Below are 26,630 nucleotides of genomic sequence, written 5' to 3' on the forward strand. Positions count from 1 at the left end.
TCTTTTTTATTCACTTCATCTTCAACGATAAGTTGTTAAACCAATACATACGACAATTAAACTGCATGAAACGGCAAGATTAATAATATTTTGTGTTGTCATAACAATATTACCCGTTGTAAAAATATCTAAAAATGGTTTAGCACAGTACCAATATGGTGAAATATAAACCAAATATTTCAACTCTGGGGCTGCTAAGATATAATCAATTGGAATTAAAGCTCCAGTGAAGAACAATGAGGGCGTAAATAATAACCCTGAAAAGGCTCCCAATACGGCACGGCTAGTAAAGAAACTAGCTAATAATAATCCAATTGCACTTGATAAAATCAAAACTATCAGCATAAATAATAGTGAGATTCCAAATGATTGGGGAAAAGCAACTTCTCAGCCATAACTTCAACCATAGAATAATCCCCCACATAAAAAGGTTCAAAAAAGACCAATTGTCGTCATTACAACTGAAGCTGATATTACAGTAAAGATAAACATATATGGTTTAACACTTGTGGCCCCAATCCGTTTAAATAAAACGGAATCTTTAATTTCAATTAAAGTAAAGGGAACAACAAAGACTCCAACTGAAATGGCAGGCATTAAAGCCATTGCTCCAATAATTTGTTGTAATTTCCCAAATGTTTCTGCTTGTGAGACATTAGGTAAATTAATATACACTAAGCCCTCTAGTAATAGTAAACAAAATGGCATAATTGTTACATATAATATTCCTGGTCCTCCCAAAAAGACCATTTTAAAAGTTAATTTAAAAAGTGGTAAGATTTTAACGTTAAAGTTAGGAGTTTTTACCTTTTTCTTATTTTCTGTCATCATATTGACATTTTGTTTTATTGTTGTCATTTTGTTAACACCCCCGCTAATGTCCCAAATAAACCAATTAATCCTAAGGAAACAAAAATATTAACATAGAATTCTCAGTTAATCGTAATTTTTCCGGTTAATCATAGTTCAATCCCTGGGGTCATTGAATATTTAAACGGAATTAATCACCGAAGAATTTTTAGGACTTCAATTTGATCTAACAAGATAATTGGAATAAAGATCCCTAATAAAAATGATGATAGATTACTTAAAATTGTTACTGACGCCTGTAAACCAGGCATTGTTTTAAAAATGGCAGCAAAAGTTAACCCTATTGTTGTGGCAATAAAGAAAGTTAACAGATAAAAGACCATCATTAACGGTGTATGATTATTAAAAGCAATTGATCAACCAAATTGTTCACCGGTTTTACTGTCTTTAACTCATGCAAACATTAAACCAGCTAATAATAGTGTTCAAAAAATGGCAATAATAACCATCACAAAGGTAATTAAGACATTAACTAAAATGTAAAAACCTGGTCTTAAATCGGTTGCCCCAATTCGCTTAATTAAAACGGAATTTTTAAAATCAATAATGGCTGGGGGTAAAAAGGATAAACCAATTCCTAATACTTCCATAATCACCATTGCATTAACTAACGAAGCAATAATTTCTCTTTCACTCATTCCAGGTGTTGCTGCTGCTAATGCTTTATAAGCAAAGCCTTCTAAAAATAATAAAATAACTGGAAATAATAAAGTAAAAAAGACATTCTCAATATTTTTCAAATAATATTTAACAACAATTATAGCTAATGGACCTGATTTTTGTAATTGCAAATGTAATTGTTTGCCTAATCGTTTTCCAACAACCCTCTCTTTTTTAATTTCAGTATTATTCATTATTTTTTCCTCCTACTGGAGTTGGTTTGATTCCTTTTTTATAGTAATCAAATTTTGCTTTTGTATAATTAAAAACACTACCATATTCCGCAATAGCTTTTTTGACAGTTGTTTCATCCTTGATTTCACCATCATGAAGATAAACTATTCGTTCACAAAAACGTTGAATTTCTTCCATATTATGTGAAACAAGTAACATTGCTCGATTTTTTTTAACAATATTTGCTTCTAAAAATTCAAAAATAGTTTCTTTTACTTCAATATCTAACCCTGTTGAAACTTCATCTAAAATTACCAAATCAGGACGGTGAATAACTGATAATAAAATATTTAATCTTTGTTGCTGGCCCCCTGATAATCCTGAAATATTTTTTTTCGCAAATGAATCTAATTGATATGTTTTTAATAACGCCATGATTTCTTCTTTAGAATATTTAATATCAAAAGTATCACAATAATATTTGATCATATCTAATGAAGAAATCCCAGAGGGATATTTTGAGTCTTGAAATTGAATTCCGATGACTAAATCATCTTTTTTAATAACTTCTCCACTAGTTGGTTTACGAATTCCGGCAATAATTTCACTTAAAGTCGATTTACCACTACCATTGGCTCCAATTAATCCAATTCTTTCCCCGGCATTAATTTGTAAATTTATATCTTTTAAAGCATACTTATTCTTATATTTTTTTGAGATATTTTTAATATCCAAAATCACTTCGCTCATAACTTTTTCCCTTTCAATTTAACTTTTAAATAATTAAAGATGCTGTCTAATAATCACATTTCAATAAATCTTGAACTTTATGCATAAATTTTTTTCATTCCCCTTCAAGGTTCTCTAAATAGGCTCTACCCTTTTCGGTTAACCGATAATATTTTCGAATCGGACCATCGGATAATTCACCAATAAAAATCTCACAATAATTATTAATAATTAACTTTTGCAAAATAGCATAAACGGTTGATTTATTGATTTCAAGACGGGTATTTATTTGGTTATTAATTTCATAGCCATACATATCTTGTTTATTAAGCATTTTTAGAATAACCAGCTCAATAACACCCTTTTTTAACTGAACATCCATTACTATCTCCATTCCTTTAATTATTTTCAATAGCATATTATCAAGACTAGTACATAAAGTCAACTACTGAAATCATTTTTTTACAAAATAAAAAGGTTTTTATAAATAGAAAAACCTAATTAGTAATTATTGTGCCACTTCTTTTTGCGTATAGGCTTCAATAATATCATTTTCTTTAATATCATTATAATTTTTAATTAAAATCCCACAATCCATCCCGTTTTTGGCTTCTTTTAAATCATCTTTACCATGTTTTAATGAGGCAATCTCCCCTTGATAAACAATAACACCATCACGTAAAATATGAACTTTTGATTTACGGGGAATAACCCCATCAATCACGTGACAACCAGCAATTGTCCCAATGTCTGAGTGGCGGAATGTTTGGCGAACTTCAGCTTGCCCAGTCACTTCTTCAACAACTTCTGGATCAAGCATTCCCTTGGCAGCAGCTTCAATTTCTTCCGTTACTTTATAAATAATTGTATGTAAACGAATTTCAACTCCTTCATCTTCTGCTTTTTTCCGAACATGAGCGGTTGGTCGAACATTAAATCCAATAATAAAGGCATGACTCGCTAATCCTAATGTGACATCACTTTCTGAAATTCCTCCCACTGTTGCGCGAATAATATTGATTCGTACCCCCGAGATGTTAATTTTCATTAAACTTGATTTTACAGCCTCAACTGTTCCTTGCGTATCTGCTTTTAAAATAATATTAATTTGTTTTAATTGTCCATCTTTAATTTGTTCTGATAATCGTTCCAATGAAAAAGCTTGATTTTTAAAACGTTTATTAATTGTATCGGTTGTTTTTCGTTTTGAAGCTACCTCACGGGCTAGTTTTTCATCTTGGAAAACCATAAACTTATCACCGGCATTCGGAACTTCACTTAAACCATGAATCATCACTGGTTGAGAAGGCCCCGCACTTTTAATTTTTTTCCCAGATTCATCGGTTAAATCACGCACATAACCAAAACAATATCCAACAACTAAGGCATCTTTCATATTTAATGTTCCTGATTGCACTAATAGTGTAGCAACTGGTCCTAATCCTTTATCTAAATGCGATTCAATTACTGTCCCTAACGCAAAACGATTAGGATTTGCTTTAAGTTCACTAATATCAGCAATTAATAAAATTGTATCTAATAATTCATCAATTCCTTGGCGCTGTTTGGCACTTCCTTTAACATAAGGGACAGAACCCCCTCATTCTTCAGCTGTTAATTCTTCTTGTGCTAACTGCATCATGACATTATCAGGATTTGCCCCTGGTTTATCCATTTTGTTAATAAAGACAATAATTGGTACGCCTGCCGCTTTGGCATGGTCGATTGCTTCTTTGGTTTGGGGCATTACCCCATCATCAGCTGCCACAACTAAAATAACAATATCAGTTACAGCACTTCCACGGGCACGCATTTGGGTAAAGGCCTCATGTCCTGGTGTATCAACAAAAGTAATAAACTCATTATTTTTTGTTTTAATTTGATAAGCACCAATATGTTGGGTAATTCCCCCGTGTTCACCACTAACAACATCTGAATTACGAATTGTATCTAATAACGTTGTTTTACCATGGTCAACATGGCCCATAATTGTTACAATTGGTGGGCGTTTTGTTAATGTTTCAGCAGGATCATTAATATCAAAAGTTTCTAATAAATTTTCATGGGTTACTGATTTTTCTTTTTTAAAATCTAACCCTAATTCTAAACATAATTCCCCTAGTTGTTCTTCTGAAAGATAAGTATTTTGGTTGAGCATAATACCTTTCATAAAAAAATACTTAATAATTTCACTAACCGGTTTATTAATTTTTTTAGCAAAATCAGCAATTGTTAGTGCTTCTGAATAAACAAAAACCCCCTCGTTAACGTGAGCCTCTACCACTTTTAATTGTGATTGAATTCGGTTTCGTTGGTTTTTTGCTTGCATTTTCTTATTTTTTTGATTACTAGTATTTTTTTGATTATTTCTATTATTCATTCCATTACCCCCTTCTCTTAATATTTTTTGTTACATTGTGATCAATCCAATTATTTGTTTCGCTAAATTAATATCAGTGATGCCAAAAACTTTGATATTATTTATCCCTAGTTTTTCATATAAGGTTGTTTCATTTAACAAATTAAAATACGGGATTTGGTAAAAAAAGCACTTTTGGGAAAATCGTTTTTCTTGCGTTTGACCCATTGTTTTGACTGATAACACTAAAAAAACTTTCTTTTTCTTAATATGTTCTAATAAAGTACTACCGGTACTAATTTTTCTGGCTTTCATGGCAAGACCAAGATAATTATACCCCTTTTCGTCCATTTAATCTCATCCTTCAAGAACTTCTTGTTCTAATTGCTGATAAAATTCATCCGTTAACTTTACTTTCAAAGCGCGTTCTAAAGCATGATTCTTTTTGGCCAGTAAATAAACTTCTTTTGTTGGTCGTAAATAGGCTCCTCGTCCATTTGCTTTGCCTGTTAAATCAATCTTAACTTCTCCCGTTGGTGTTTTAACAATACGAATTAACTCTTTTTTTGGTAGCATTTGATTTGAAACAACACATTTGCGTAATGGTGTAGTTTTTTGTTTTTGCATTGTAACCTCCAAATTATTAACTATTTTTCATCATAGTATTCATCATAATCATCATAATTAATTTCATCTTCTTCATCTTCGTTTTTTGCTGAATCCTCAAAATATGATAGATTATCTTCGATTGTTTGAATTTCCTCAGTTAAATCAACTGTTGGTGGTACTTCAACATTTGATAAATCTTCAACATGAAAACCTTCTTCAGGAAGGGCCTTAATTTCTTCTGCTTCCACTAATTGTTCTTCAATAATTTCAAATGGTTCAGGTTCAAATTGTTCAGCTTCTTGTTGTAATTTCGCTTGATAATTTTTATCTTTTTCTTTGACTTTATCTTTTAAGCGAATTTTTAGTTCTTCTAATTCTCCTAAGTTAATATTACCATTTCATAAAATCTCTAAATTCCGATTTAATGCTTCTGAATAACTGATAATATTTAACTTTCATTTCGTTAGTTTTGCCACTAATTTTGCAGCACTACCACCTTTACCAATTGCCAATGATAATTGCTCATCAGGAACAACAATATCAGCTTCTTTATTTTCTGGAGTTGTTGTAATTGAAATTACCTTAACTGGTGAAAGCGAATTAATAATAAATTGTTGTTCATTTTCATCATAAATACAAATATCAATTTTTTCATTTTGCAACTCAGCTGTTACTTTATTAATTCGGTTTCCTTTTGTTCCAACACAAGCTCCAATTGGGTCAATGTTTTTATTTTCACTATAAACAGCAATTTTACTACGGCGACCAGGGTCTCGGGCAATTGCTTTAACTTCAATTGTTTTTTCAAAGATTTCTGGGATTTCGCGTTCTAATAGACGGAATAAAAACTCATTATTTGTTCTTGTCCCCGTAATTTGACCAGCATTTTTTGACTTAACAATATCTTCAGCTAAGAATAAAATGCGATCACCAACTTCGTAATGATCTGAGAAAATTAAGTTTTTGGCTGGAATATAAGCAAAAGTTCTTTCCACTTCTACTAAAACAAATTTTTCTTCCACAGCAATAACGATTCCATTCATTAAATGACCTTTTTGAATAATATACTCTTCAAAAATTGAGTCTTTTTCTGCCTCTTTAATTTGCTGTTTAATAATTTGACCCACTTGTATAATTGCTAAACGAGAAAATTCAGCTGAATCAACATCTTCATAAACTTTGTCACCAATTGTCACATTATCCCCAAAGCGTTTTTTGGCTTCATTTAAGCCTATTTCTAATAAATCATCTTCAACTTTTTTAACAATTGTTAATTCTTTTGTTACTTTAATTTGACCAGTTTGTTGATCAATTTCTACTTCAATTATTGCTTCTGGGTCAAAATGTTTTTCATAAGCTTTTTTAAACCCTTCCTTAATTGATTCTAAAATTAATTCACGGGGAATTTGTTTTTCACTAACAATTTCTTCAATTGTTGTTAATAGTTTTGCTCCATCTATCATTGTTTTCTTCCTCTCTTAAAATTTAACTGCACAACGGGCAAATTTGACATTATCATACCGAAAAGATAGTTTTTTTGGTTGACCTTTTTTAAAATATTTGATTGTTAATGTTTGTGTTGGTAAATCCACCGCCACTAATTGGCCGGTAATTAATGGTAATTTATCAACATTAGTAATAAATTCAACAAGAACTTCTTCATTTAAACGCCCAGCAAGTTCTTCAAAATTTCGTAATGGGCGTTCTGCTCCAGGTGTTGAAACTTCAACAACATATTCGGTTTGAATTAAGTCTAAATGATCAATAATTTGATTAATATCTTCACTAATTTTTACTAACCGATCTAAATCAATTACTGCTGCTTGGTCTTCAACTAATACTTGTAAAATATTTGTGTCAAATTCAACTAAAGAATTAAGCGAAAATAACATTAAATTATTTTGTTGTAAATATTCTTCCATTGCAGCCTTAATTACTGATTGGTGTTTTAACAATTCATCCATTTTTTCACCTCTTTTAAAATATCTTGGCATTAAATAAAGAGCACATTTGTGCTCTTTATTTCGGTATTATTTTAAATACATATTTATACTAATACAAATCATTTAAAAATGCAACAGGTTATTAACCTTTAAATTTAGTATTAAAATAATTACTATTTTATAAAATATTTTTAAAGGATTAAACCTGATAAGTTATAATATAGATATAGCAATTACTAATTTTATTGATTAAATCGTTATTGAAAAGGAGTTAAAATGGAAATTAATTATATTTTTATTCTCTATACATTTATTATTAGTTTAGGTTTAAACTTAGTCTTTTTTGCAATTGCTTTCTTATTAAAAAGTGATGCTTTTACAGATATTACTTATGCTTTAACCTTTGTTTTAACAACATCAATTATTTTGGGATGAAAACAAAATTTTTCATTATTCCAAATCGTTTTATATGTACTAGTTTTACTATGAGCAATTAGACTAGGGACTTACTTATTAATTCGAATTATTAAAATTAAAGTTGACCATCGTTTTGATAAAATGCGTAATTCATTTTGAAAATTCTTAGGTTTTTGAATTTTACAAGCTATTTCAGTTTTCATAATTGTTTTACCAACAACATTTGTATTGTTTATTGATGGAAGTTACTTTGATAGTACAAACTATTACACTTTTATTTTTGTGGGAATTTCGCTATTTGGTTTACTATACGAAACAATTGGGGATGCACAAAAATTCATCTTTTTCCAAAATAAAAAAGGCGAATTTATTCAAACTGGTCTTTGAAAAAATTCACGCCACCCAAACTATTTTGGTGAAATAGTTTTCTGAATGTTTTTAACAATTGCCTTTCTATTTAATCTAATTCTAAAAAACTATTCAGATAATAAAATGATTCTATTACAATTATTATGATTATTATCACCTTTATACATTTTATTATTACTAAACTTTGTCTCTGGTTTGCCATTATTAGAAATTAGTGCTTATAAAAAATTGAAAGATAATGCTGCTTATCAGACTTATGTTCAAAAAACTAGTGCTATTATTCCATATTGTGGTAAAAAAGGTCATATCTTACGAGTTAAAAAAATGATTAATGATAAAAAAATAAACAGTAATGCTTAGTGAATATGTCAAGAAAAATAGACAATTAAAAAGTTACTTGAAGGGATGATTTTCTGTATTGAACAGGACTCATTCCTTTTAATTTGGCTTGTGGTCTAAAATTATTGTAAAAATAGATATATTTAGGTAGATTTTCAATAATTCATTTGGCTGTTCGTTTTTTTCTTTTTATATGATATAAAAATTCAGTTTTCATAGTACCAAATCATGATTCTGTATGGGCATTATCATAAGAGTTTCCACGTCTGGACATTGAAATCGTAATTCCAAGATAATTGCATAATTTTTCATAATCAGAATTTGTATAATGAAAACCTTGATCTGATTGTAGAACTCAAGTTGATGGCTTTCCAGCTTTTACTCAAGAATTAATTATGTTTTTAAAGACAAATTCTTTTTCTAAATTATTACTGATTTGGTAGTCCAAAATTTCATTAGTATGAAAGTCTTTTACTATTGATAAAAAATAGGTTTTGTCGCTTGTTAATAAATATGTTATGTCTGTTCCTATTTTTTGATTAATATCTGTGGTTGAAAAATCTTGATTCATGATATTTTCATGTCTTTTGTTACCAGAAGATAATTTATAATTAAATTTTTTTATTCTAATAATTGATTTTAAATTCATATTTTTCATATATCTATAGACAATATGAGGTTTTAAATTTCAATTATATAGTTTATTAATAATTAGTGTTAACATATTATATCCATAAATTTTCTTAAAAGTTAGAAATAACGTTTTAACTATTTTTGCAATTGTATTATTCCATTTATTAAAAAGTTTCATTCCAGCATTAAATCATTTATAATAACCAGCTCTAGAAACATTTAAAATTTTGCATAAATATTTAATCTTGTATTTTTTCTTTAAGGACCAAATCGTTTGAAATTTCTTCTTTTTCGATTTGGGCAAGGACTTTTTTACATCTTGAATCATTTCAATATACTCAATTAATTCTTTTTTTGTCATTAATTCAAAATTAAGATTTTTTGGACGCCCTGGTCGACGAATTCCTTTAGATTGTAGACCATTTCCTGGTTCTAACGCTTTTTCTCCACTAATTTTAACTGCCTTTTTTCAACGAGATAAAGTTGGTGTTGAAATTTCAAATTTTTTAATTGTTTTTGCTCAACCATTTTCTTTGTAATATTTTAAAATATTAAGTTTTTCGTTTTTTGTAAATCATTTTGTTCCCATAATAAAAGAATACCTTTCAATAAAATTATGACACATAAGTAACTTTTTATGTGTCTATTTTATTTTAGGTATTCATAGCCGTTACTGTTTATTTTTTTCAAATACTAAAAGCTAATGTCTCTGGGCCGGTATTAACTAAAATTGTTTTGGGTAATTCACTTCATAAATTGATTTTAAACCCAGCTGTAGTAATTATCTCTTTAACTTTTTCAACTGTCTCATCATCTAAATAACCATATGCCACATCAATCATGTCAGTTGAACAAACCTCTTTTAAACTATTAACAATAAACTTTACTGAGGCAAAAAAACCACGGTGTTTACTATCAAAAACAATCTTATCATCTTGAACTTTTAAAACTATGTTAATTTTTAATGTTGTAACAAGTATTGCCTTAATCCGACTAATACGCCCTGATTTAACAAAGGTATCTCAAGATTTTGGTAAAATATAACATTGATATGCATTATTAATTGCATTTATTTCTGCTAAAATTTCTGGGCCGGTTTTTCCCTGTCCAATTAAATCAACAATCAGGGCAATTTCATGTTCTAAAATAATGCTAACCCCATTACTATTAATAATAAAAACTTTATCTTTAAATTGGGGTTCTTCTGCAGCAAGAAGATAGCCATTATGTTGCCCTGACAATGACTTTGCCAATCCACAAACAACAATTTGATCGTATTCTTTTAATAAATTATCATATAATTCAATAATTTTTCCAATTGGAGTTTGACTTGTTTTTAAGCTGTTTTTCTTGATCAAGGTTAAAAACTTTTCTTTAGTAAACTCAGGATTATCTTCAATACTCTCTGTACCATCTAAATTAATTAACAAAGGGGCAATATATAAATTATCGTATAATTTCCCTTTTCCATATGAAGAATCTGTAACAATGGCAATCTTCATCTTTTTTCTCCTTTTCCGTAGTGTTGTATTCTTCTTTAGATTAATATATTTTTGTTCTACTACTTAAATTTTAGCAGATAAATCAATTAAAATTTCAGGAATTATCATTCTTACTAGTTTTAGCAAAATAAAAAATAGGTAAACAAAAGTTTACCTATTTTTTATCTAATTTTATAAAAGTTGATTTTTGCAAAAGCTTTTTCTCATAATGTATCACGTAATTTAATCTGATTTCTTACTTTTCAATTTATTTCATAAATTGGTTTAAAGAAATAAATCACTGTTCAACTAACTGTTAAGAAGACTGGGCCAGCAACGCATAGAACAAAGAGGAATTGTCATCCTTGTGGTCATTGATCTTGTCCAATCGCTCCAACAATATCTTTGAAAATATAATTTGCATTATTTCCAAATGTTAAATTATAGACTTCAACTAAAGATAAAATTAATGTCCCTGTTAAAACTGATCTCGAAATTAACTGTTTTGAAAACTTGAATTTTGTTTGCCCATATAAATAAATATAAAAATAGGCATACATTCCAACTAAATGACCAAAGTAAAATTGATAATATCAAAAATTACTAAACACTAACGAATTTCAATCTTTTGGGATTAAAATAGTTAACGCTGGTCCAATGATTGCTAATGGAAAAAATGTATCCATTTGAATTTTGGTTGGAAAAATCAAAATAATAATTGCTGATCATCCAACCATATTACATAATTCCAAATAAATATATGAATTAATGTCATGTGGATTATCTATTATCCGATTAATAATAAAATACAATTGGGTAATTAATAATCAAATAATACTTGTTACTCTAATTGATATATTAACATATTTGTTAGCATAAAATTTTGTAAACATAAATAAACTTGCCATGACAATAAATGAAATAATTACGGCAATAATATGGGCAAATGTAATCAAAATATTCTTCTCCTTTTCCTTTTAAAATATCCCCACATACATTATAAAAAATTTAAAAATAAAATAAAGGAATTTATACAAAAAAATAAAACTTCAATTTAATTAATATTTAAAATTTTTTGAAATATTTACCAACAATAACCACTTATCTAATTATCTTAAATTCAAAATAAAAAACTAAGCTACCATACTTTCTGATAAACTTAGTTTTAAATTTGTTCTTTTTATTTATTAATTGCTTCCTTATTTTTTTTCGCTTCAACTTTTAAAATATTACTTTTAATTTCGCTAATTTCTGCGACATCAACTACTTCATTAAATAAATGATATAGCATATAGTTCGCTTCTTTGGGTTTTTTAAAGTGTTGTTCAATAAATTTAGCCCCATCTTCTAAAGTATCCATTAATTCTAAAGCTTGTTTTGTTGTAATTGCTTTGGCTGCTAATGATTTTTTAATTAATGGGGGCAGTTGAGTAACAAAAGTATAATCTTCTAAAGTTTTTTCTTGTTGAGTATAATAGAAAATCCGGAAGGTTGCCACTTTGCTCCCAATTGTTTTAATTGCATTGCGAACAGCTGTCACTTTTGTTGATAATAAGTTCTTAATAAAAACAGCAATAATAACAGTAATTGTTCCAATTGGAATAATAATTTGGAGAATTAAATCTAAATTAACCCCAAATTTAGCAGAAAAAATTGATTTAATTAATGTGTAACCATTTTGGATTATTAAAACTGTTGCAAAAAATGCAAAGTTTGATGCTTTTCATCATTTATGTGGCACTAAAACTTCTGTTTTATTTTTAAGAATATATCAGAAAAAATATGATACTAATACCAAGACTGCCCCATAAGCTAAAGCAATAATTGTTGTTAAAAAGTTAAAGAAACTAAAAATAATTGTTAAGTTTGTAATAAATGTTAAATAGATTTTAGTATTGAAAATTGGTAAATCATTTTGGTAATTTGTTGCTAACCCATAACGTCATTGAAAACTACGATAACGAAAGATTTTGATATTAATCACAATATAATAGCATAAGCCAATAATTGCAATTACAGCTGTAATAAATAAATATGAATAAGCTAAATTAATACTTGTTTCTCGTTGTGTTCATGCTACTCCTCAATCAGAAATTTGCGTAGTACTTGCCGCAAAAAAAGTAAATGATAATAAGGAGAAATCAATTAATGGATATTTAATATTCATTAACATCTGATATACCGCTTGTGCATCTTGCCCGGTTGTTGTACCATTGGCAATATCAGCAAGTTTTTTGGTCACATCATATTTGTCATTAACACTTTGCCGTTCATTTAAAAATAGAATTAAAAATGTAATAATAACAGCTGTTAAAATTAATCAAAAGATCATCATTACAAAATACTGTGTACCAAGCAAACTACGCTGCTTTTTTTCTTTTGTCATTAAATCCACCTATGTTCTTTCTATTTTAATACATTACAAAACCATTAAGTTCCCCTAGTGATTATGTTGATTAAATTATAATTTAAATTATTCTTAAAAACAAGAAATCCCCAGTTATGAAAAAAGATGAAATATTTCATCTTTTTAATGTTCATTAATAACAGCAATAATTTTGTTACTAATATTATTTGTAATAATAAAACTTTCAACTTTTTCAGAGGCAACCCGTTTTGCATTACGAAGCGTTCAACCAATTGAACGAATTAAATAAAAGTTGGTTGTTGTTAATAACGGTTGAACTAAAGTAAAAATTAAATCAATATCCATTTTTTCCTTAAAATTTAATTGTAATTGAATAGCAATCCGTTTAACTCAGTCATCTTGATCGCTAATTAATTTATTAATATAAGCACGAGCCACTGTTTGATCGTTATGATTAAACAGAATTTGACCAAAAATATCGTCAACATTATCAACTGTTTCCCATCAAATATCAATTCTAATTAAAGCTAATAATCAATCTAAGTCATTAAAAGTAAGGGTTTTTTGTCATCATAAATTTAAAAATTCAATTGCACTATACTTAAATTCTCGTTGTGGTTGGTGATAAAGAGCTGTAAATAAAGCCTTTTTATCAGTAAAATTAGGATATTTTTTATTTCATTCTGATAAATATGGTTTAACTAACGGTTTACGTTTGCTGGTTAATATCCCATAAAATGGAAAGTTATTTAACAAAAACTTTTCTTGTTTAACTTTTGTTTCTTGATCACAGTTCTTTTCAAAAATAGTTTTTAATTCTTTAATTTCACTATTAAAATCATTCATATTATCTTTCCCGCTTAATCCTTAACTAACCAATTGATAATGCTCACTAACTTTTTGATAAATCATTGTTTGGCAATCGTCGCCTATAAAACCAACAAATATAAAAATTCCTAAAAAATGATATCCTATTCCTTTTTTCATATCATTGATTTTACCAAATGTGACAAAATGAATCTTATTTTGGCAATATTTTTCCCTTTGGTTTTTGCGTTTATTAACAGTTGAAGTTACTGTAAACTGATGCAAAAAATTACTATCTGAAGAAAGATAGTTAGCATAACCATCCCTAATATTTTGTTTTTTTTATCATCCAAACTAAAGTTTAGAAATCAGAGATATTGATTTAGATGATTTTATAAACAGCTTGTAACAATGACTGGTAATTTTCATCAATAAATAATGTCGTTAGAACATTTCTAATTAATTTAAAAACAAATTGACCTTTTGTTGTGATTTTTTTCTTTGCTAAAATTGTTTGTAGAACGTTTACATCCATTTTGTTATCCTCTTTTTCATAGTTTATCACAGAGTATTTCTTCTTATCACGATAATCGGTTAATTTTAAATAAAAGTTTTAGCGGCGCACATTTCAACGGAAGGAAAATTTAGCTAAAAAAGTAAAAAACAAAAGAAACAAAATAATTCCTACGACTGGTTGCCATGTCGCAGTAAAATAATGATATAAGTCAGTTGAATATCCAGCCCCTGTATTGAATTGGGCTTCCCAACTAACACCAGTAATTGCATAAAAAATTAAAAAGATTGGATATTTATGCGGAATAAAATAAGTTATCACCCGTACTCCTAGCGTATCACTAATTAAAGGGGGATAGACTAAAACTCCTGATAGTAAAATTGTTAAAATATAAATAATAATAGCAACTGAATTTGTAATTCCTTCGTTACTAAAAATTCCCCCGATCAAAAAAGCCATTGTAATCGATAATAGAATCGCGGCAATTATTCCTAATAAAAGATAGCCTCAGTTGGTAGTTTTTAAAGCTTCAATAAAATTATGACCACCAATAATAATCGCAATTATCATTTCAAAAAAGACAGCAATCAAACCTAGCGATAGATAATAAACTAATAACAGAAAAAGGAAAGTTCCCTTTTTAATTCCTGTCGCATCAATTCGTTTTAAAAAAACTGATTTTTTTCAGTCAACTAAGGTTGTTGATAGAGAAACAATAATACTTAACGTTGGTAAAAGCATATAAATAAAAAGCGTTAATGTCCGAATAGCAACACCATTAGTATTATTTGGATATATATTAAAAACATAGTAAAAAATAATTAAAAAAATCGTTGGGATAACAAAAATGAAAATTGGACCCCGTTTTTCCCGAAAAAAGGATTTATTAATTAATAGCATTAATTCTTGAAAAATTGAAAAATTAGCCCGAAAATTGTTTTTTTTATTTGTTTTTGCTAACATTATTTAATTTCTCCTTTAAAATATAAATTCATTAAACTTCGAATTGAGCCAAATTTCTTTATTGCTTCTATCATTGAGCAGTCTAACAAAATTGATTTGTTCCCAAACAATAGAATTCGGTTACATAGGATTTCAACTTCTTCTGGATGGTGGGAAACTATTAACAAAGTTTTATTATTATTAATAATATAATCATTAAAAAAGTTTAAAATTTTATACTGTAATTCAATATCAAGACCCGTTGTTAATTCATCTAAAATAACAATTTCTGGATCATTGATAACAGCTAACATAGCATTAAAACGTTGCTTTTGCCCTCCAGATAGTTTTTGCAAATTAATATTTTTGATTTTATCTAATTCAAAAACTTCCTCAAGCATCTTTTCATAAACTGGGGAAAAATTTTCATAAACCTTGCGATAAAACTTAATCATATCTTTAATTCGAATTCCAATTGGTCAGTTTCCTTCTTGATATTGAATCCCAATATCTTTTTTAACATTACCCGACAAATTAATTTTAATTTCTCCAGCTGTTGGCTTTGAAAAACTTGAAATCATTTCAACAAATGTTGTTTTTCCACTACCATTAGCCCCTAAAATCGCAACGCGATCACCTGCAAACACTTCGACATTAATATCTTTTAAAACCTCATTTTTTTGATAGCTTTTAAAAAGATTTTTGATTTCAATAATTGTTGACATAGTTTTGCTCTCCTTTGCTAAAGTTTCAATCATTATACTACAAAAACAATTAATTAAATTTAAAATTTTTAAAAGAAAAGCTAGCTTTAACTAAAGCTAGCTTCATACATATCACGGAAATAACCTTCTTCTTTGCGAAGTTTTTCAAATGTCCCAGTTTGGCAAATCCCTTTCCCAGGAGCTAAAACAAGAATTTGATCAACATTTTTAACTGTTGTTAAACGATGGGCAATAACAATTGTTGTTCGTCCTTTCATTAAAGCGTCTAATTCTTTCTGAATATCTTTTTCAACAAGATTGTCTAAAGCACTAGTTGCTTCATCTAAAATTAGAACTTCCGGGTTTCGTAAGAACATCCGGGCAATAACTAAGCGTTGTTTTTGACCCCCTGATAAAATATGGCCACGCTCACCAACAACAGTTTCAAACTGTTCTGGTAAACTCATAACAAAATCATATAGTTTTGCTTTTTTCGCTGCCGCATAAATTGCTTCTTGACTAATATTTTCTAAACCATACGCAATATTTTCAGCAATTGTGGCAAATAAGATTTGTGGCTCTTGTTCAACATAACCAACATGATTTAAAAATGATTTTAAATTAACATTTTTTAAATTAGTATCATTATTAATTAATAGCGCCCCAGCAATTGGGTCATAAAAGCGTAATAATAATCTTGAAATTGTTGATTTACCACTCCCAGTTTGGCCAACTAAAGCGTAACTATGTCCTTGTTTAAAAGTAAAATTAAAGTTATCAAGAACTTTTTCCCCATCTGGAGAATATTTAAAATCAACATTTTGGAAAATAATATCGCCCGTAATTTTTTCAACAATAATTTCTCCTTCATTGGCTAAAATCCGTTCTGGTTCAGTTAAGATTTCATTTAAACGCGAAGCAGAAACAGATGCAGAAATAATATTATTCATCAAACCAATTAAATTAACTAACGGGTTAATCATTTGGTTAACAGACATTAAAACTGAAACCATTACAATCGGATTTAAGGCATTTTTATTAACAAAAACAACTCCCACAATAATTACAACCCCATTAACTGAGAATAACATTGCTAAAATTAATCCTCAAATAACTCCCTGACGAATTTCTCAATGGCGAATTAGTTTGAAATAATCTTCATTAATATTTTCAAAACGTTCTGTTTCATGTCGTAATGTCCCTGAAGCTTTAATTAGACGAATATTGTGAATGCGATCCTGAATATCACCATTAACTGATGATAGAACACGACGAACACGATATTGTAATTTTCGTAAATAGTTATATAAAAAGATAATCGCAATTGTAATTAACAATGTTAATCCTAAAACAATCGCGGCAACAATATAAACAGTATCTTTCATATTTACTTGTACCCCATTTACCATTACACTATTATCCAATAAAAACATTACAATTGATGCGCCAAAGAATGAAAAAATACTATAAGTTACTTGTAACGGAATTTGTTCAGCTTGATCTCCTAAGATTTGGGTATCGGAAATTAGTTTTGTTAAAATATCTCCGGTTTTCTTATTATGATAAAAATGTAAGTCTAAGCGTAGGAGTTTAGCTAATAATCTTACCCGAATTTTCGTTTCAATCCGACGAGCTAAAACTCCACTAATTGTATAGCGGGAAATCCAAAACATGGCATATAAAACATATGTTATTAATAACCCAATTCCGGCATAAATGACTGTCATTCATTCTAATCCAATTTTTCCGGCCGCAACATTAATATTAATTGTATTTAATAATTGGTTTACAAGAATTGGCATTGCCACTAGAATTCCAGAAGTAATTACCGAAAAAAGTAAAAATATTGTACAAAGAGGTCAATATGTTGCATAATATGGTAATACTAATTTTCAAAAACCTTTTTTATTAATTTTTGTTTTACTATTATTAATATCTTCATTTTTAATTTTCAGTTTTTCAATTATATAATCTTCGTGATTATTTCCTATTTTATCCATAGTAACCTCTTTCTAAAATTGTTTTATTTAAATTAAATCTTAAATAAATCATAACATAGCAACCCTTAAATTCAGGTTTGTCTTTGTAAAGTCCTAATTTTATTCTTAGTTTGTTAATGATCAAAATAATTATAGCACCATTATTTTTTTCAACTTTTTAAAAAGCAAGTCAAGGCTAAAATTGCCGCAATTGCACTAAAAGTATCTAAAAAAATTGAAGTAAAAGTTGCTCATCATGAAACGAACTCATTAATTGTATATGGTAATAATGTTACCAAACTTATTAAACCAAAAATTAATCCTAATATTCCGACAATAAAACTCCAAAAATCAAACCAGTAAGATAATTTTTCAAAACGTTTGTCAATTCAACGCTTTTCTTTTTTATTTGGTTGACGTAAACGATACATTTTTTTTCCGTAAATAAAGGCAATCATTGCGCTAATAACACTTAGAGTATCAAAAATAATTGTTAGAATTGTAAAAATAAAAGATTGATAATCTCTAACTTCATTACTACTATTTCAAAAAGGTTCTAATGATAATAAACTTAAAAGACCAAAAGTTATTCCAATAAAACCAAAATTAAAACTAAAAATATCTGAGTTAATAATAATTTTTTTAATTTTTATCTGCATTAATGCCTCCGTAATACTTTTGCTAAATTATTAATATTTTATTAATTATATCATTTTTATTTTTTTACCACCGTTCTTTTTATTTTTTTTAAAAAAACAGTAAAAAGATTTTTTTAACCAACAAAATGATATGGGTCAGGTCCTAATCGTAAAATTGGCTCAAGGTCATTAATTGCCTCAATTTCTTTGGCTAGTAATTCAAATTGCGCAAGTTTTTGAACATTTGATTCAATACGAGTTAATGTTTCTGATTTTGGAATTACAATAATACCACGTTGTATAGCTCATTTTAGAGCAATCGCTGGCGCATCAACATTATACTTCGCTGCTAAAGTTTGTAAATATGGTAAATCACCAACTTTCCCTTTCATAATTGTTTGTCAACTTTCTAAAACAATATTATGTTTTTGACAAAACTCTTGTAATTCTAACAATGGTAGTTGGGGATGCAATTCAACCTGGTTAACAACTGGGACAATTGTTGTTTGTTCCAATAAATTTTTTAATTGATCAATCATAAAATTTGAAACACCAATAGCTCGGATTTTACCTGTTTGATAAATTTCTTCTAATGTTTGATAAATCATTATCCCATCTGGTAATGGTCAATGAACTAACACTAAATCTAAATAATCTGTTCCTAATTCCTTTAAGATCCGATCCATATCAGCTTTGACTATTTCTGGGGTTTTATTTGTAATTCAAATTTTAGTAGTAATAAATAAGTTTTCGCGTGGTTGGTTAGAATTTAAAATTGCTTCACGAACCAATGCATGATTATGATAAATATCAGCAGTATCTATTAATTGATAACCATAATTAATGGCATGTGTAATCGCTGCTAAACCTTTTGCTTGATCTGTTACTAAGTATGTTCCATAACCAATTATTGGCATTGCAACACCATTATTTAAAGTAATTTTTTTTGTTAAAATTTCTGGCATAACATTCTCTCCTTCATTGTTTATAATCATATCTAAATCTTTAGAATCTTTTTATCGCTTAAGTTCAGTTTTAATTGCTGCCTCAACTTTTAAACTAATTTCTCCTAATGGCAAAATTAACGTTTGATTAATAATTTGAATTTTTTTAAGTTTAAATTTTTTTTGTAGTAACGCTAAATCAATTTCCTCAATTTCCTTAACTGTCACTTTTAATCGCGTCATTGTTGCTCGAACATCAATAATATTTTCAGCTGCTCCTAGAATCGTAATTAAATCACTAACTGAAAAATTAATTGTTTTATTTCCTAATAGTTCTTTGCGATAATTAAAGATTTTTTTTCAAAAAACCATCATGAAAATAAATAATAACATAATAATCATTCCAACAACAATTAAAATAATTTTTCATACTGACATTAACGTTCACCTCGCTTATTGAAATTATTGCAATAAGCAAATAAAGTTTGCAATTTAGCAGTTGTTGTTTGATTTTGACGGTGATTGTAAATTAAATTCAAAGTTTTTTCACTAAATTTAAGTTTAACTAAATTATTGCTAACTTTATATTCATAAGTATCAATTATGATTTGTTTATGAATTAATTCTCCTTCTAGAATTACGCTTTGGCTATCATCAAGAATTAAAGGCGCCGTTATTGTCGAAAAAGTTGAGTTAGCAACTGGGGCAATTTCTTTCATTTCTCATAATTTATACTTATTTGATAAAATAATCGCTCCCCCAATTGCTCGCATATAACCTGTTGAACCTGTTGAAGTTGCAAATACTAAACCACTGCCACGAAAATATTCTAATAACTCATCGTTGATATAAATATCAGTACGAATTGTTTTAACATGATCAACAATTTTAACTTCATTAAGGGCATAACGAATTTGGTTATTATTAAATTTAACTTCTAATAGTGGTAATTGCTGAATATGGGCAGTATCATTTATAATGTCATCAATTGCTTGGGTAACAGTTTTTTCATCATAATTGGCATAAAAACCAAGCGAACCTGATTTAACAACAATTAAGCAAACTTCATCTAAAATATCTTGAAATTCGTTAACTGCTCGTAACAAGGTTCCGTCTCCCCCAATCACAAAAACATATTCAGGCGTAATAATATCTTCTTGCATTTGGCGGTCTGTCAAAATTATTTTTAATTTTTGGGCTAAAGCTAATGATTCGGGATAATCATTGGCAATAATTACATACTTAAACATTTTTTCATCCCCTTCTGGCTATTAAAATTATAACTGATTTGCAAGAAAAAAGGTTGCTTTTCTTAAACTTGTGGGATTAACAACAATAGCAAAATTCAAGTTATTACATAAGTGGCAATAATACTGGCATTAATTGCGATGTAGGCCGGTTTATTATGTTGAACTTTTTTAGTAACAGTGGCAAAAGTTAATCATAACATTACTAATTGTAATAGCATTAAAGCACTATACTGTAAAAAGTATGGATCATCACCAGTTATATATCCCAATGATCCTGTTGGCCGGAAAGCCAAGTCAGTAAAAAAGTTAATGACAATTTTAAAGTTTAAACTTCCTACTAAACCACCAAAAGCAATCATTCTTTTATTCTTTTTAAACATTACAAATGTTGTTGCTAATTCTGGGCAGTTTGTGACAAAAGATAAAATAAGACCCCCAACTGAAGTTTCAGGAATACCATAAACATGTGGTAAAATATCAGCGGTAATTGATAAGGCAAAAGCCAAAAAGACTAATAAAAAAGATAACCCAACAAAAATTATTGCAATTCTTTTAACTGATAGATGATTTTTATAATCTTTTTCTTCATGCTGCTCTGGTTCAATATGAAACTCTAGCCCTGGTTGGTGTTTCATTCTTTTTCGTTGACGATGAATAACAACAGCAATTAAAGTAATATACGAAACTAAAAAAACTAACCATAGCCATGACATTTTAATCCCTGGAATTGTCGCTGTTAAAAATGGTAATAACGCATTAGCATTTAAACCAAATGAATTTGGTAAAAAAGCTAAAAATAAAATTGTCATAAAAATAAGTGCTTCAATTAATAGACTTCAATGAAACTTATTAATTTTAACAAATTTCTGACGCTTAATAAAAATTAAGCTTGCTAAGGCAAATAAAGCCATATAATATGAATTGGAACCTATTGTATTTCCTAAGCTAAACTCTGGGCGATTATTTGCTCCCATTGTAATTGCAATCGTTAGTTCTGGGAGAGATGTAATGATTGCTAAAATGATTCCCCCTGCTAATGACTGACCAATTTTTTTACGGGCTGTATAAGCAATTAAAAAATTTGATAAATACATTGCACTAAATACAACTCCAACTGCTAAAACCAAAAAAATCAATCAAACAACCCCTTGGGCAACTGGCCCATCATATAGACCAAGTTTTTTAAAAAAATCGATATTCCATGAAAATAAAGTCATTATTCACCCTCCTTTTCTACTTTAAATTTTTGTATTATATTATTAAAAATTATATATAATTCCTAAACTTTATCTACTATATTATTATAATAAATTTATTACAATAATAGTAGTAAACTACTGAGAAATTTAATTTGTTTTTATAAAATAAAATAGTAATTATTAATTACTATTTTATTTTGCTTTTCCAGTTGCATTTAAGATTTTAATTTTTTCCTTAACTATTATTTTCATTTCATCAATTGCTAGTCGTCCAAATTTCCGGGCATCATAACCAGTTGGATTAGCACCAAGTCAAGTTCTTATTCCCTTTACATTTGCCAATTTGAGATCAGTCCCAATATTAACTTTGCATATCCCTGCTTTAATTGCTAAGGTTAATTGGTCACTTGGTACTCCAGATGAGCCATGTAAAACAAGCGGAGTTTTCACGGCAGCCTTAATTTCAGCAATGCGGTCAATTTGTAGTTTAACTTCATCATGATAAATTCCATGAGCTGTTCCAACAGCAATTGCCAGACAATCAACTGCTGCTTGTTGAACAAAATTAATCGCTGCACTAACAGTAGTATAATTACCCCCCGTTGTACTGCGATCATCTTCTTTTCCCCCAACATGACCAATTTCTGATTCAACTTCAACCCCTCGTTGATGAGCATAACTAACTATTTCTTGCGTTTCACGAATATTTTCGCTTGTTGGTTTGGCTGAGGCATCTAACATAACAGAAGTATATTTATTATCAACCGCTTTTTTAATTAACTCCAAATCAAAACCATGATCTCAGTGTAAAATGACTGGAACCTTTGCATTTTCAACCGCTGTTTGACCTAAGGCAGTAACATATTCAAAACCCATATATTTAGCAGCTGATTCTGTCACCATAATAATTACAGGGGCTTTTTCTTCTTCTGCTCCTTCAATAATTGCTTTTAGCATTTCTAAATTATCAAAATTAAAGGCTGGTACAGCATATGCTTCTCTTTGGGCCTTATCTAATTGCGCTTTTAAGGTTGTTTTCAAAATTGTCTCCTTCTTTCTAATGTAATTATATGCTAAATAGTGATAATTTATGATAAAAATAAAAAAATCTCATCACATATAAACTAATGATAAGACTTTTTAAATTATTTTGCTTTGACAACAAAGTTAACTATTTTATTTTTAACAACTATTTCTTTTAAAATATCGTGCGTTGCCAATATTCCTTGAATATTTTCATGTTCTTTTGCTAATAGTAATAATTCTGCCTCTGGGGTATCAACGGGAACATCTAATTTTGCTCGCAGTTTACCATTTACTTGTACTGCAACAATTAATGTCGTTTTTTGTAAATACTTTGTTTCATAAATTGGTCACTGCCCATTGTTAATTGATGTTTGATATCCAAAATTACTTCAAATTTCTTCGGCTAAATGTGGGGCAAAACATGACAATATTTTTGTAAAACCTTCAAAATATGGTTGATAAATTGGTTGATCAGTTTTATAACAGGCATTGATAAAAACCATTAACTGTGAAATTGCCGTATTAAAACTTAAATTTTCCAGCATTTCGGTTGTTTTTTTAACCATTTGATGATACGCAAAGTCTAATGTTTTATCGTTTACTGTTGTAAAATTATTATTTTTTACCAAGCGATAAATCCGATCTAACCATTTGCGCATTGAATCTAGCCCTGTCTCATTCCATGGCAACGATGCTTCAATTGGCCCCATAAACATTTCATATAAACGTAAGCTATCGGCGCCATGTGATTTAATAATATCATCGGGATTAATCACATTCCCTTTTGATTTACTCATTTTTGAACCATCAGGACCAAGAATCATTCCTTGATTTACTAATTTGATAAAAGGTTCCGAAGTTGGGACTAAGTTTTGATCAAATAAAACTTTATGCCAAAAACGAGCATATAACAAGTGTAAAACAGCATGTTCTTGACCACCAACATATAAATCAACTGGTAGTCATTCTTTTAATGCTGCTTGACCCTCAGGAGAAGCAAGATCTAACATTTCTTCTTGCCCTATCATTAAAGGATAAGCTAAATAATATCAGCAACTTCCCGCTCATTGAGGCATTGTATTTGTTTCGCGTCGCCCTTTTTTACCTGTTGCATCAGTAACAGTTAATCAATCTGTCGCATTTGCTAAAGGTGACTCCCCCGTTGTCGAAGGCGTAATATTATCCATTTTCGGTAATGTTAATGGTAATTCTGATTCCGGAACTAGAGAAATTGAGCCATCTTCTCAATGAATAATTGGGAACGGTTCTCCTCAATAACGTTGTCGCGAAAATAATCAATCTTTTAGTTTATATGTTATTTTTGGTTGTGCAATCTTTTTTTCCCCTAAAACTGATAAAGCTTTTTCGCTAGCTTGTTTGGTATTTAGACCATCCAAAAAATCCGAATTAATGTGTTCACCATCTTTTAGAAATGGGCCATTATGATTGCTATTTTTAATAACATAACTAATCGGCAAGTTATATTTCTTTGCAAATAGATAATCACGTTCATCATGTCCTGGCACAGCCATTACTGCCCCAGCCCCATAATGGGATAAAACATAGTCGGCTGTTCAAATTGGGATTTTTTTATTGTTAACTGGATTAATGGCATATCTGCCTAAAAAGATTCCTGTTTTTTCTTTACTTGTATCTTGACGATCTAATTCTGTTTTTGTTTTAACTAATTCTAAATATTCTTTTGTGGATGCTAAATTTTCTGGTGTTACTAATGATAAAACTAGTGGGTGCTCAGGAGCTAGGACAAGATATTCAACGCCAAAAATTGTATCTGCTCTTGTTGAAAAAACTGTAACTTCGTTTGGCATATCAGCAACAGCAAATTTGATTTCAGCACCAACTGATTTACCAATCCAATTTTTTTGTAAATCTTTAACTGATTGGGGTCAATCTAATTCATCCAAACCACTTATTAATTGCTCAGCATAAGCCGTAATTTTTAACACTCATTGTTTCATTGGCTTTTTATAAACTGGGAAACTTCCTCGCTCAGAAACCATTTTGCCATCAACAACAAAAACTTCCTCATTAGCTAAAACTGTCCCTAATTCTGGACATCAATTAACATCTACTTCTCGTACTTCTGCTAATCCTTGTTGATACAATTTTTCAAAAATTCATTGAGTTGTTTTAAAATATCATGGTGCTGAAGTGTTTACTTCTTTTTCATAATCATAACTAAACCCTAAAGCTTTCAATTGATTGCGAAAATTATCAATATTTTTAAGTGTAAAATCAGCTGGATCATTGCCGGTTTGTAAAGCATACTGTTCTGCTGGTAAACCAAAAGCATCTCAACCAATTGGGTGTAAAACATTATATTGTTGTAAACGACGCATACGACTAATTACATCTGTTGCAGTATAACCTTTTGGATGACCAACATGTAAACCAGCCCCTGAAGGATATGGAAACATGTCCAAAATATATGCTTTTTTACTAAAGTTTGTATTTGTAGCAAAAGTATTATGTTCTGCTCAATATTTTTGTCATTTTTGTTCAATTGCTTTATGCGAAAATTCCATTGATATTCCTCTTCTCACTTTTTAATCTTATAAACAAAATTATAACATTTTTTCCGGGTTATAACAGTACGGTAATATTGAATTAAAAAAATAATCTTCAAAATAAAAATATTTTTCTAATTAGAAAAATATTTTTACTTATTTGTTTATTTGTTGGTTCATTGATTTTTGATTTGTTGATTTATTGATTTATTGAATTTAATTTGAAAGAAAAAGTTATAGTTCCCTTGTTTGGTTAATAAGGAATATATTCAATTTTAGTTGTAAGTTACTAATTTTGTATTTTTTATCTTTTGTTACATTTAGAAGTTCTAAAAAGTTCTGTAAAAATTATCAAAATATTTGTTTTACAAAAATTATAATTTTTAATAAAGGATCAATGGATTTAAAATCATTTTAGTAATTATATTTTATTGTTTAGCGTGCAATAATTTTTACGTCTTTTTTTGCTATTTCTTCTAATTTAATTTCACCTATTTTACATTAACATTAGATATTTTTTAAACTAACATTAGGCTGTTTTTAACTGTAAAAATTGCTTTGTCATACAAATGGCATAATATTTTAGTAAATTAAACAATTTTCTGATTAATTTTAAACCTTTTTCATTTTATTGAATTGGCTTACAACCTTATTAGCGTTAACCATAATACCTTTGTTTCTTTCTATAATTGTTATAAATATTATTTACTGATAATAACTTTTGTTCTTTAGGTGTGATTTTGCTTAAATCTTTTTTTAGGTTTGGTGCTGTTTCTAATCTAGCAACAGCTTTTGGCTTATCTTGATTCTTTTCATTACATGCCACTACACTTGTTGTACCTGTTGCTGTTAAAGAAATTGCTCCTATAATACTTAAAAGTTTTTTCATAATAATATTTTTTCTTTAACAAATATTTAATTTGTTAAAACTTTTTTTACTAATAATTTGCATTAATTACCATAAAGATTTTTGGTTTTAAATTTTTATTAATAAAATTATTAGTAAAGCGATACTAAAGTTAAAATATTAATTAAAACTAAAATATCTATCTCAAAATAAAACACAATTTATAAAATTTATATTTATCTTTTGAGATAGTTTTATTATAAATAAAAAAAAAAAAAAAAACGGCTAATAAAATAAAATA

At 28.6% G+C, this 26,630-nt stretch carries 28 protein-coding genes; 1 reads left to right on the forward strand and 27 read right to left on the reverse strand.

Going from position 1 to position 26,630, the window contains the following annotated elements; translation table 4 throughout:
• Positions 1–6: 6 nt before the first annotated feature.
• From SCHRY_RS03990 to SCHRY_RS04030, 9 genes are all read right to left on the reverse strand, one after another.
• Positions 7–858 carry an ABC transporter permease gene (locus tag SCHRY_RS03990; protein WP_016339179.1) on the reverse strand — a complete coding sequence of 284 codons (852 nt, stop codon included), beginning with the start codon at positions 856–858 and terminating at the stop codon, positions 7–9.
• The gene (locus SCHRY_RS03995) at positions 846–1,724 is read right to left on the reverse strand and encodes an ABC transporter permease (protein ID WP_016339180.1); all 879 of its coding nucleotides are present in this window, start codon (positions 1,722–1,724) and stop codon (positions 846–848) included. Before SCHRY_RS03995 ends, SCHRY_RS03990 begins: the two co-directional genes overlap by 13 nt.
• Entirely contained in the window at positions 1,717–2,454 is a 738-nt protein-coding gene (locus SCHRY_RS04000) for an ABC transporter ATP-binding protein (RefSeq protein WP_016339181.1), read from the reverse strand. Before SCHRY_RS04000 ends, SCHRY_RS03995 begins: the two co-directional genes overlap by 8 nt.
• A gap of 46 nt (positions 2,455–2,500) precedes the next feature.
• Positions 2,501–2,815: a PadR family transcriptional regulator gene (locus SCHRY_RS04005; protein WP_016339182.1), complete on the reverse strand. Its 315-nt coding sequence runs from the start codon at positions 2,813–2,815 to the stop codon at positions 2,501–2,503.
• Positions 2,816–2,941: 126 nt separating this feature from the next.
• Positions 2,942–4,813 carry a translation initiation factor IF-2 gene (infB, locus tag SCHRY_RS04010; RefSeq protein WP_016339183.1) on the reverse strand — a complete coding sequence of 624 codons (1,872 nt, stop codon included), beginning with the start codon at positions 4,811–4,813 and terminating at the stop codon, positions 2,942–2,944.
• 30 nt (positions 4,814–4,843) lie between these two features.
• Positions 4,844–5,143, reverse strand: a complete 300-nt coding sequence (locus SCHRY_RS04015; protein WP_016339184.1) for a L7Ae/L30e/S12e/Gadd45 family ribosomal protein — start codon at positions 5,141–5,143, stop codon at positions 4,844–4,846.
• Complete coding sequence (gene rnpM, locus SCHRY_RS04020) at positions 5,144–5,419, reverse strand: RNase P modulator RnpM (RefSeq protein ID WP_016339185.1); 276 nt, start codon at positions 5,417–5,419, stop codon at positions 5,144–5,146.
• A gap of 20 nt (positions 5,420–5,439) precedes the next feature.
• Positions 5,440–6,864: a transcription termination factor NusA gene (nusA, locus tag SCHRY_RS04025; protein WP_016339186.1), complete on the reverse strand. Its 1,425-nt coding sequence runs from the start codon at positions 6,862–6,864 to the stop codon at positions 5,440–5,442.
• Between the two features lie 15 nt (positions 6,865–6,879).
• Entirely contained in the window at positions 6,880–7,365 is a 486-nt protein-coding gene (locus tag SCHRY_RS04030) for an LSm family protein (protein ID WP_016339187.1), read from the reverse strand.
• Positions 7,366–7,620: 255 nt separating this feature from the next.
• Between SCHRY_RS04030 and SCHRY_RS04035 the strand changes: the two genes are divergently transcribed.
• Positions 7,621–8,490 (forward strand): DUF1295 domain-containing protein, encoded by an 870-nt coding sequence (locus tag SCHRY_RS04035; RefSeq protein ID WP_016339188.1) that lies wholly within the window; start codon positions 7,621–7,623, stop codon positions 8,488–8,490.
• 25 nt (positions 8,491–8,515) lie between these two features.
• On the opposite strand, the gene SCHRY_RS04040 is transcribed toward SCHRY_RS04035, so the two are convergent.
• From SCHRY_RS04040 to SCHRY_RS04120, 18 genes are all read right to left on the reverse strand, one after another.
• Positions 8,516–9,691 carry an IS3 family transposase gene (locus tag SCHRY_RS04040; RefSeq protein ID WP_016338826.1) on the reverse strand — a complete coding sequence of 392 codons (1,176 nt, stop codon included), beginning with the start codon at positions 9,689–9,691 and terminating at the stop codon, positions 8,516–8,518.
• 88 nt (positions 9,692–9,779) lie between these two features.
• On the reverse strand, positions 9,780–10,604 hold the full coding sequence (locus tag SCHRY_RS04045; RefSeq protein ID WP_016339189.1) for a DegV family protein: 825 nt from the start codon (positions 10,602–10,604) through the stop codon (positions 9,780–9,782).
• Between the two features lie 161 nt (positions 10,605–10,765).
• Positions 10,766–11,539 carry a YwaF family protein gene (locus tag SCHRY_RS04050; RefSeq protein WP_016339190.1) on the reverse strand — a complete coding sequence of 258 codons (774 nt, stop codon included), beginning with the start codon at positions 11,537–11,539 and terminating at the stop codon, positions 10,766–10,768.
• A 224-nt stretch (positions 11,540–11,763) separates the two neighbouring features.
• Entirely contained in the window at positions 11,764–12,969 is a 1,206-nt protein-coding gene (locus tag SCHRY_RS04055) for a hypothetical protein (RefSeq protein ID WP_016339191.1), read from the reverse strand.
• A gap of 144 nt (positions 12,970–13,113) precedes the next feature.
• Positions 13,114–13,797, reverse strand: coding sequence for a DNA alkylation repair protein (locus SCHRY_RS04060; protein WP_016339192.1), 684 nt, complete (start codon positions 13,795–13,797; stop codon positions 13,114–13,116).
• 21 nt (positions 13,798–13,818) lie between these two features.
• Positions 13,819–14,043 (reverse strand): hypothetical protein, encoded by a 225-nt coding sequence (locus SCHRY_RS05295; RefSeq protein WP_051090940.1) that lies wholly within the window; start codon positions 14,041–14,043, stop codon positions 13,819–13,821.
• A gap of 97 nt (positions 14,044–14,140) precedes the next feature.
• Positions 14,141–14,293 (reverse strand): hypothetical protein, encoded by a 153-nt coding sequence (locus SCHRY_RS05425; protein WP_016339193.1) that lies wholly within the window; start codon positions 14,291–14,293, stop codon positions 14,141–14,143.
• 78 nt (positions 14,294–14,371) lie between these two features.
• Positions 14,372–15,235 carry an ABC transporter permease gene (locus SCHRY_RS04070; protein ID WP_016339194.1) on the reverse strand — a complete coding sequence of 288 codons (864 nt, stop codon included), beginning with the start codon at positions 15,233–15,235 and terminating at the stop codon, positions 14,372–14,374.
• The gene (locus SCHRY_RS04075) at positions 15,235–15,939 is read right to left on the reverse strand and encodes an ATP-binding cassette domain-containing protein (RefSeq protein WP_016339195.1); all 705 of its coding nucleotides are present in this window, start codon (positions 15,937–15,939) and stop codon (positions 15,235–15,237) included. Before SCHRY_RS04075 ends, SCHRY_RS04070 begins: the two co-directional genes overlap by 1 nt.
• A gap of 86 nt (positions 15,940–16,025) precedes the next feature.
• A complete protein-coding gene (locus SCHRY_RS04080; RefSeq protein WP_016339196.1) occupies positions 16,026–17,918 on the reverse strand; it encodes an ABC transporter ATP-binding protein in 1,893 nt (630 codons plus the stop codon).
• Between the two features lie 140 nt (positions 17,919–18,058).
• Positions 18,059–18,556 carry a DUF1129 domain-containing protein gene (locus tag SCHRY_RS04085; RefSeq protein WP_016339197.1) on the reverse strand — a complete coding sequence of 166 codons (498 nt, stop codon included), beginning with the start codon at positions 18,554–18,556 and terminating at the stop codon, positions 18,059–18,061.
• Positions 18,557–18,669: 113 nt separating this feature from the next.
• Positions 18,670–19,500: an aldo/keto reductase gene (locus tag SCHRY_RS04090; protein WP_016339198.1), complete on the reverse strand. Its 831-nt coding sequence runs from the start codon at positions 19,498–19,500 to the stop codon at positions 18,670–18,672.
• A gap of 51 nt (positions 19,501–19,551) precedes the next feature.
• Positions 19,552–19,917, reverse strand: coding sequence for a PTS transporter subunit EIIB (locus tag SCHRY_RS04095; protein WP_016339199.1), 366 nt, complete (start codon positions 19,915–19,917; stop codon positions 19,552–19,554).
• A complete protein-coding gene (locus tag SCHRY_RS04100; RefSeq protein ID WP_016339200.1) occupies positions 19,917–20,729 on the reverse strand; it encodes an NAD(+)/NADH kinase in 813 nt (270 codons plus the stop codon). Before SCHRY_RS04100 ends, SCHRY_RS04095 begins: the two co-directional genes overlap by 1 nt.
• 62 nt (positions 20,730–20,791) lie before the next feature.
• A complete protein-coding gene (locus SCHRY_RS04105; RefSeq protein WP_016339201.1) occupies positions 20,792–21,946 on the reverse strand; it encodes a sodium:calcium antiporter in 1,155 nt (384 codons plus the stop codon).
• Between the two features lie 174 nt (positions 21,947–22,120).
• A complete protein-coding gene (locus tag SCHRY_RS04110) occupies positions 22,121–22,969 on the reverse strand; it encodes a class II fructose-bisphosphate aldolase (protein ID WP_016339202.1) in 849 nt (282 codons plus the stop codon).
• A gap of 104 nt (positions 22,970–23,073) precedes the next feature.
• Positions 23,074–25,500: a leucine--tRNA ligase gene (gene leuS, locus SCHRY_RS04115; RefSeq protein ID WP_016339203.1), complete on the reverse strand. Its 2,427-nt coding sequence runs from the start codon at positions 25,498–25,500 to the stop codon at positions 23,074–23,076.
• A 640-nt stretch (positions 25,501–26,140) separates the two neighbouring features.
• The gene (locus SCHRY_RS04120; RefSeq protein ID WP_016339204.1) at positions 26,141–26,371 is read right to left on the reverse strand and encodes a lipoprotein; all 231 of its coding nucleotides are present in this window, start codon (positions 26,369–26,371) and stop codon (positions 26,141–26,143) included.
• Positions 26,372–26,630 lie beyond the last annotated feature (259 nt).

Origin of the sequence: Spiroplasma chrysopicola DF-1 (genome assembly GCF_000400935.1) — a bacterium.
GTDB lineage: Bacteria > Bacillota_I > Bacilli_A > Mycoplasmatales > Mycoplasmataceae > Spiroplasma > Spiroplasma chrysopicola.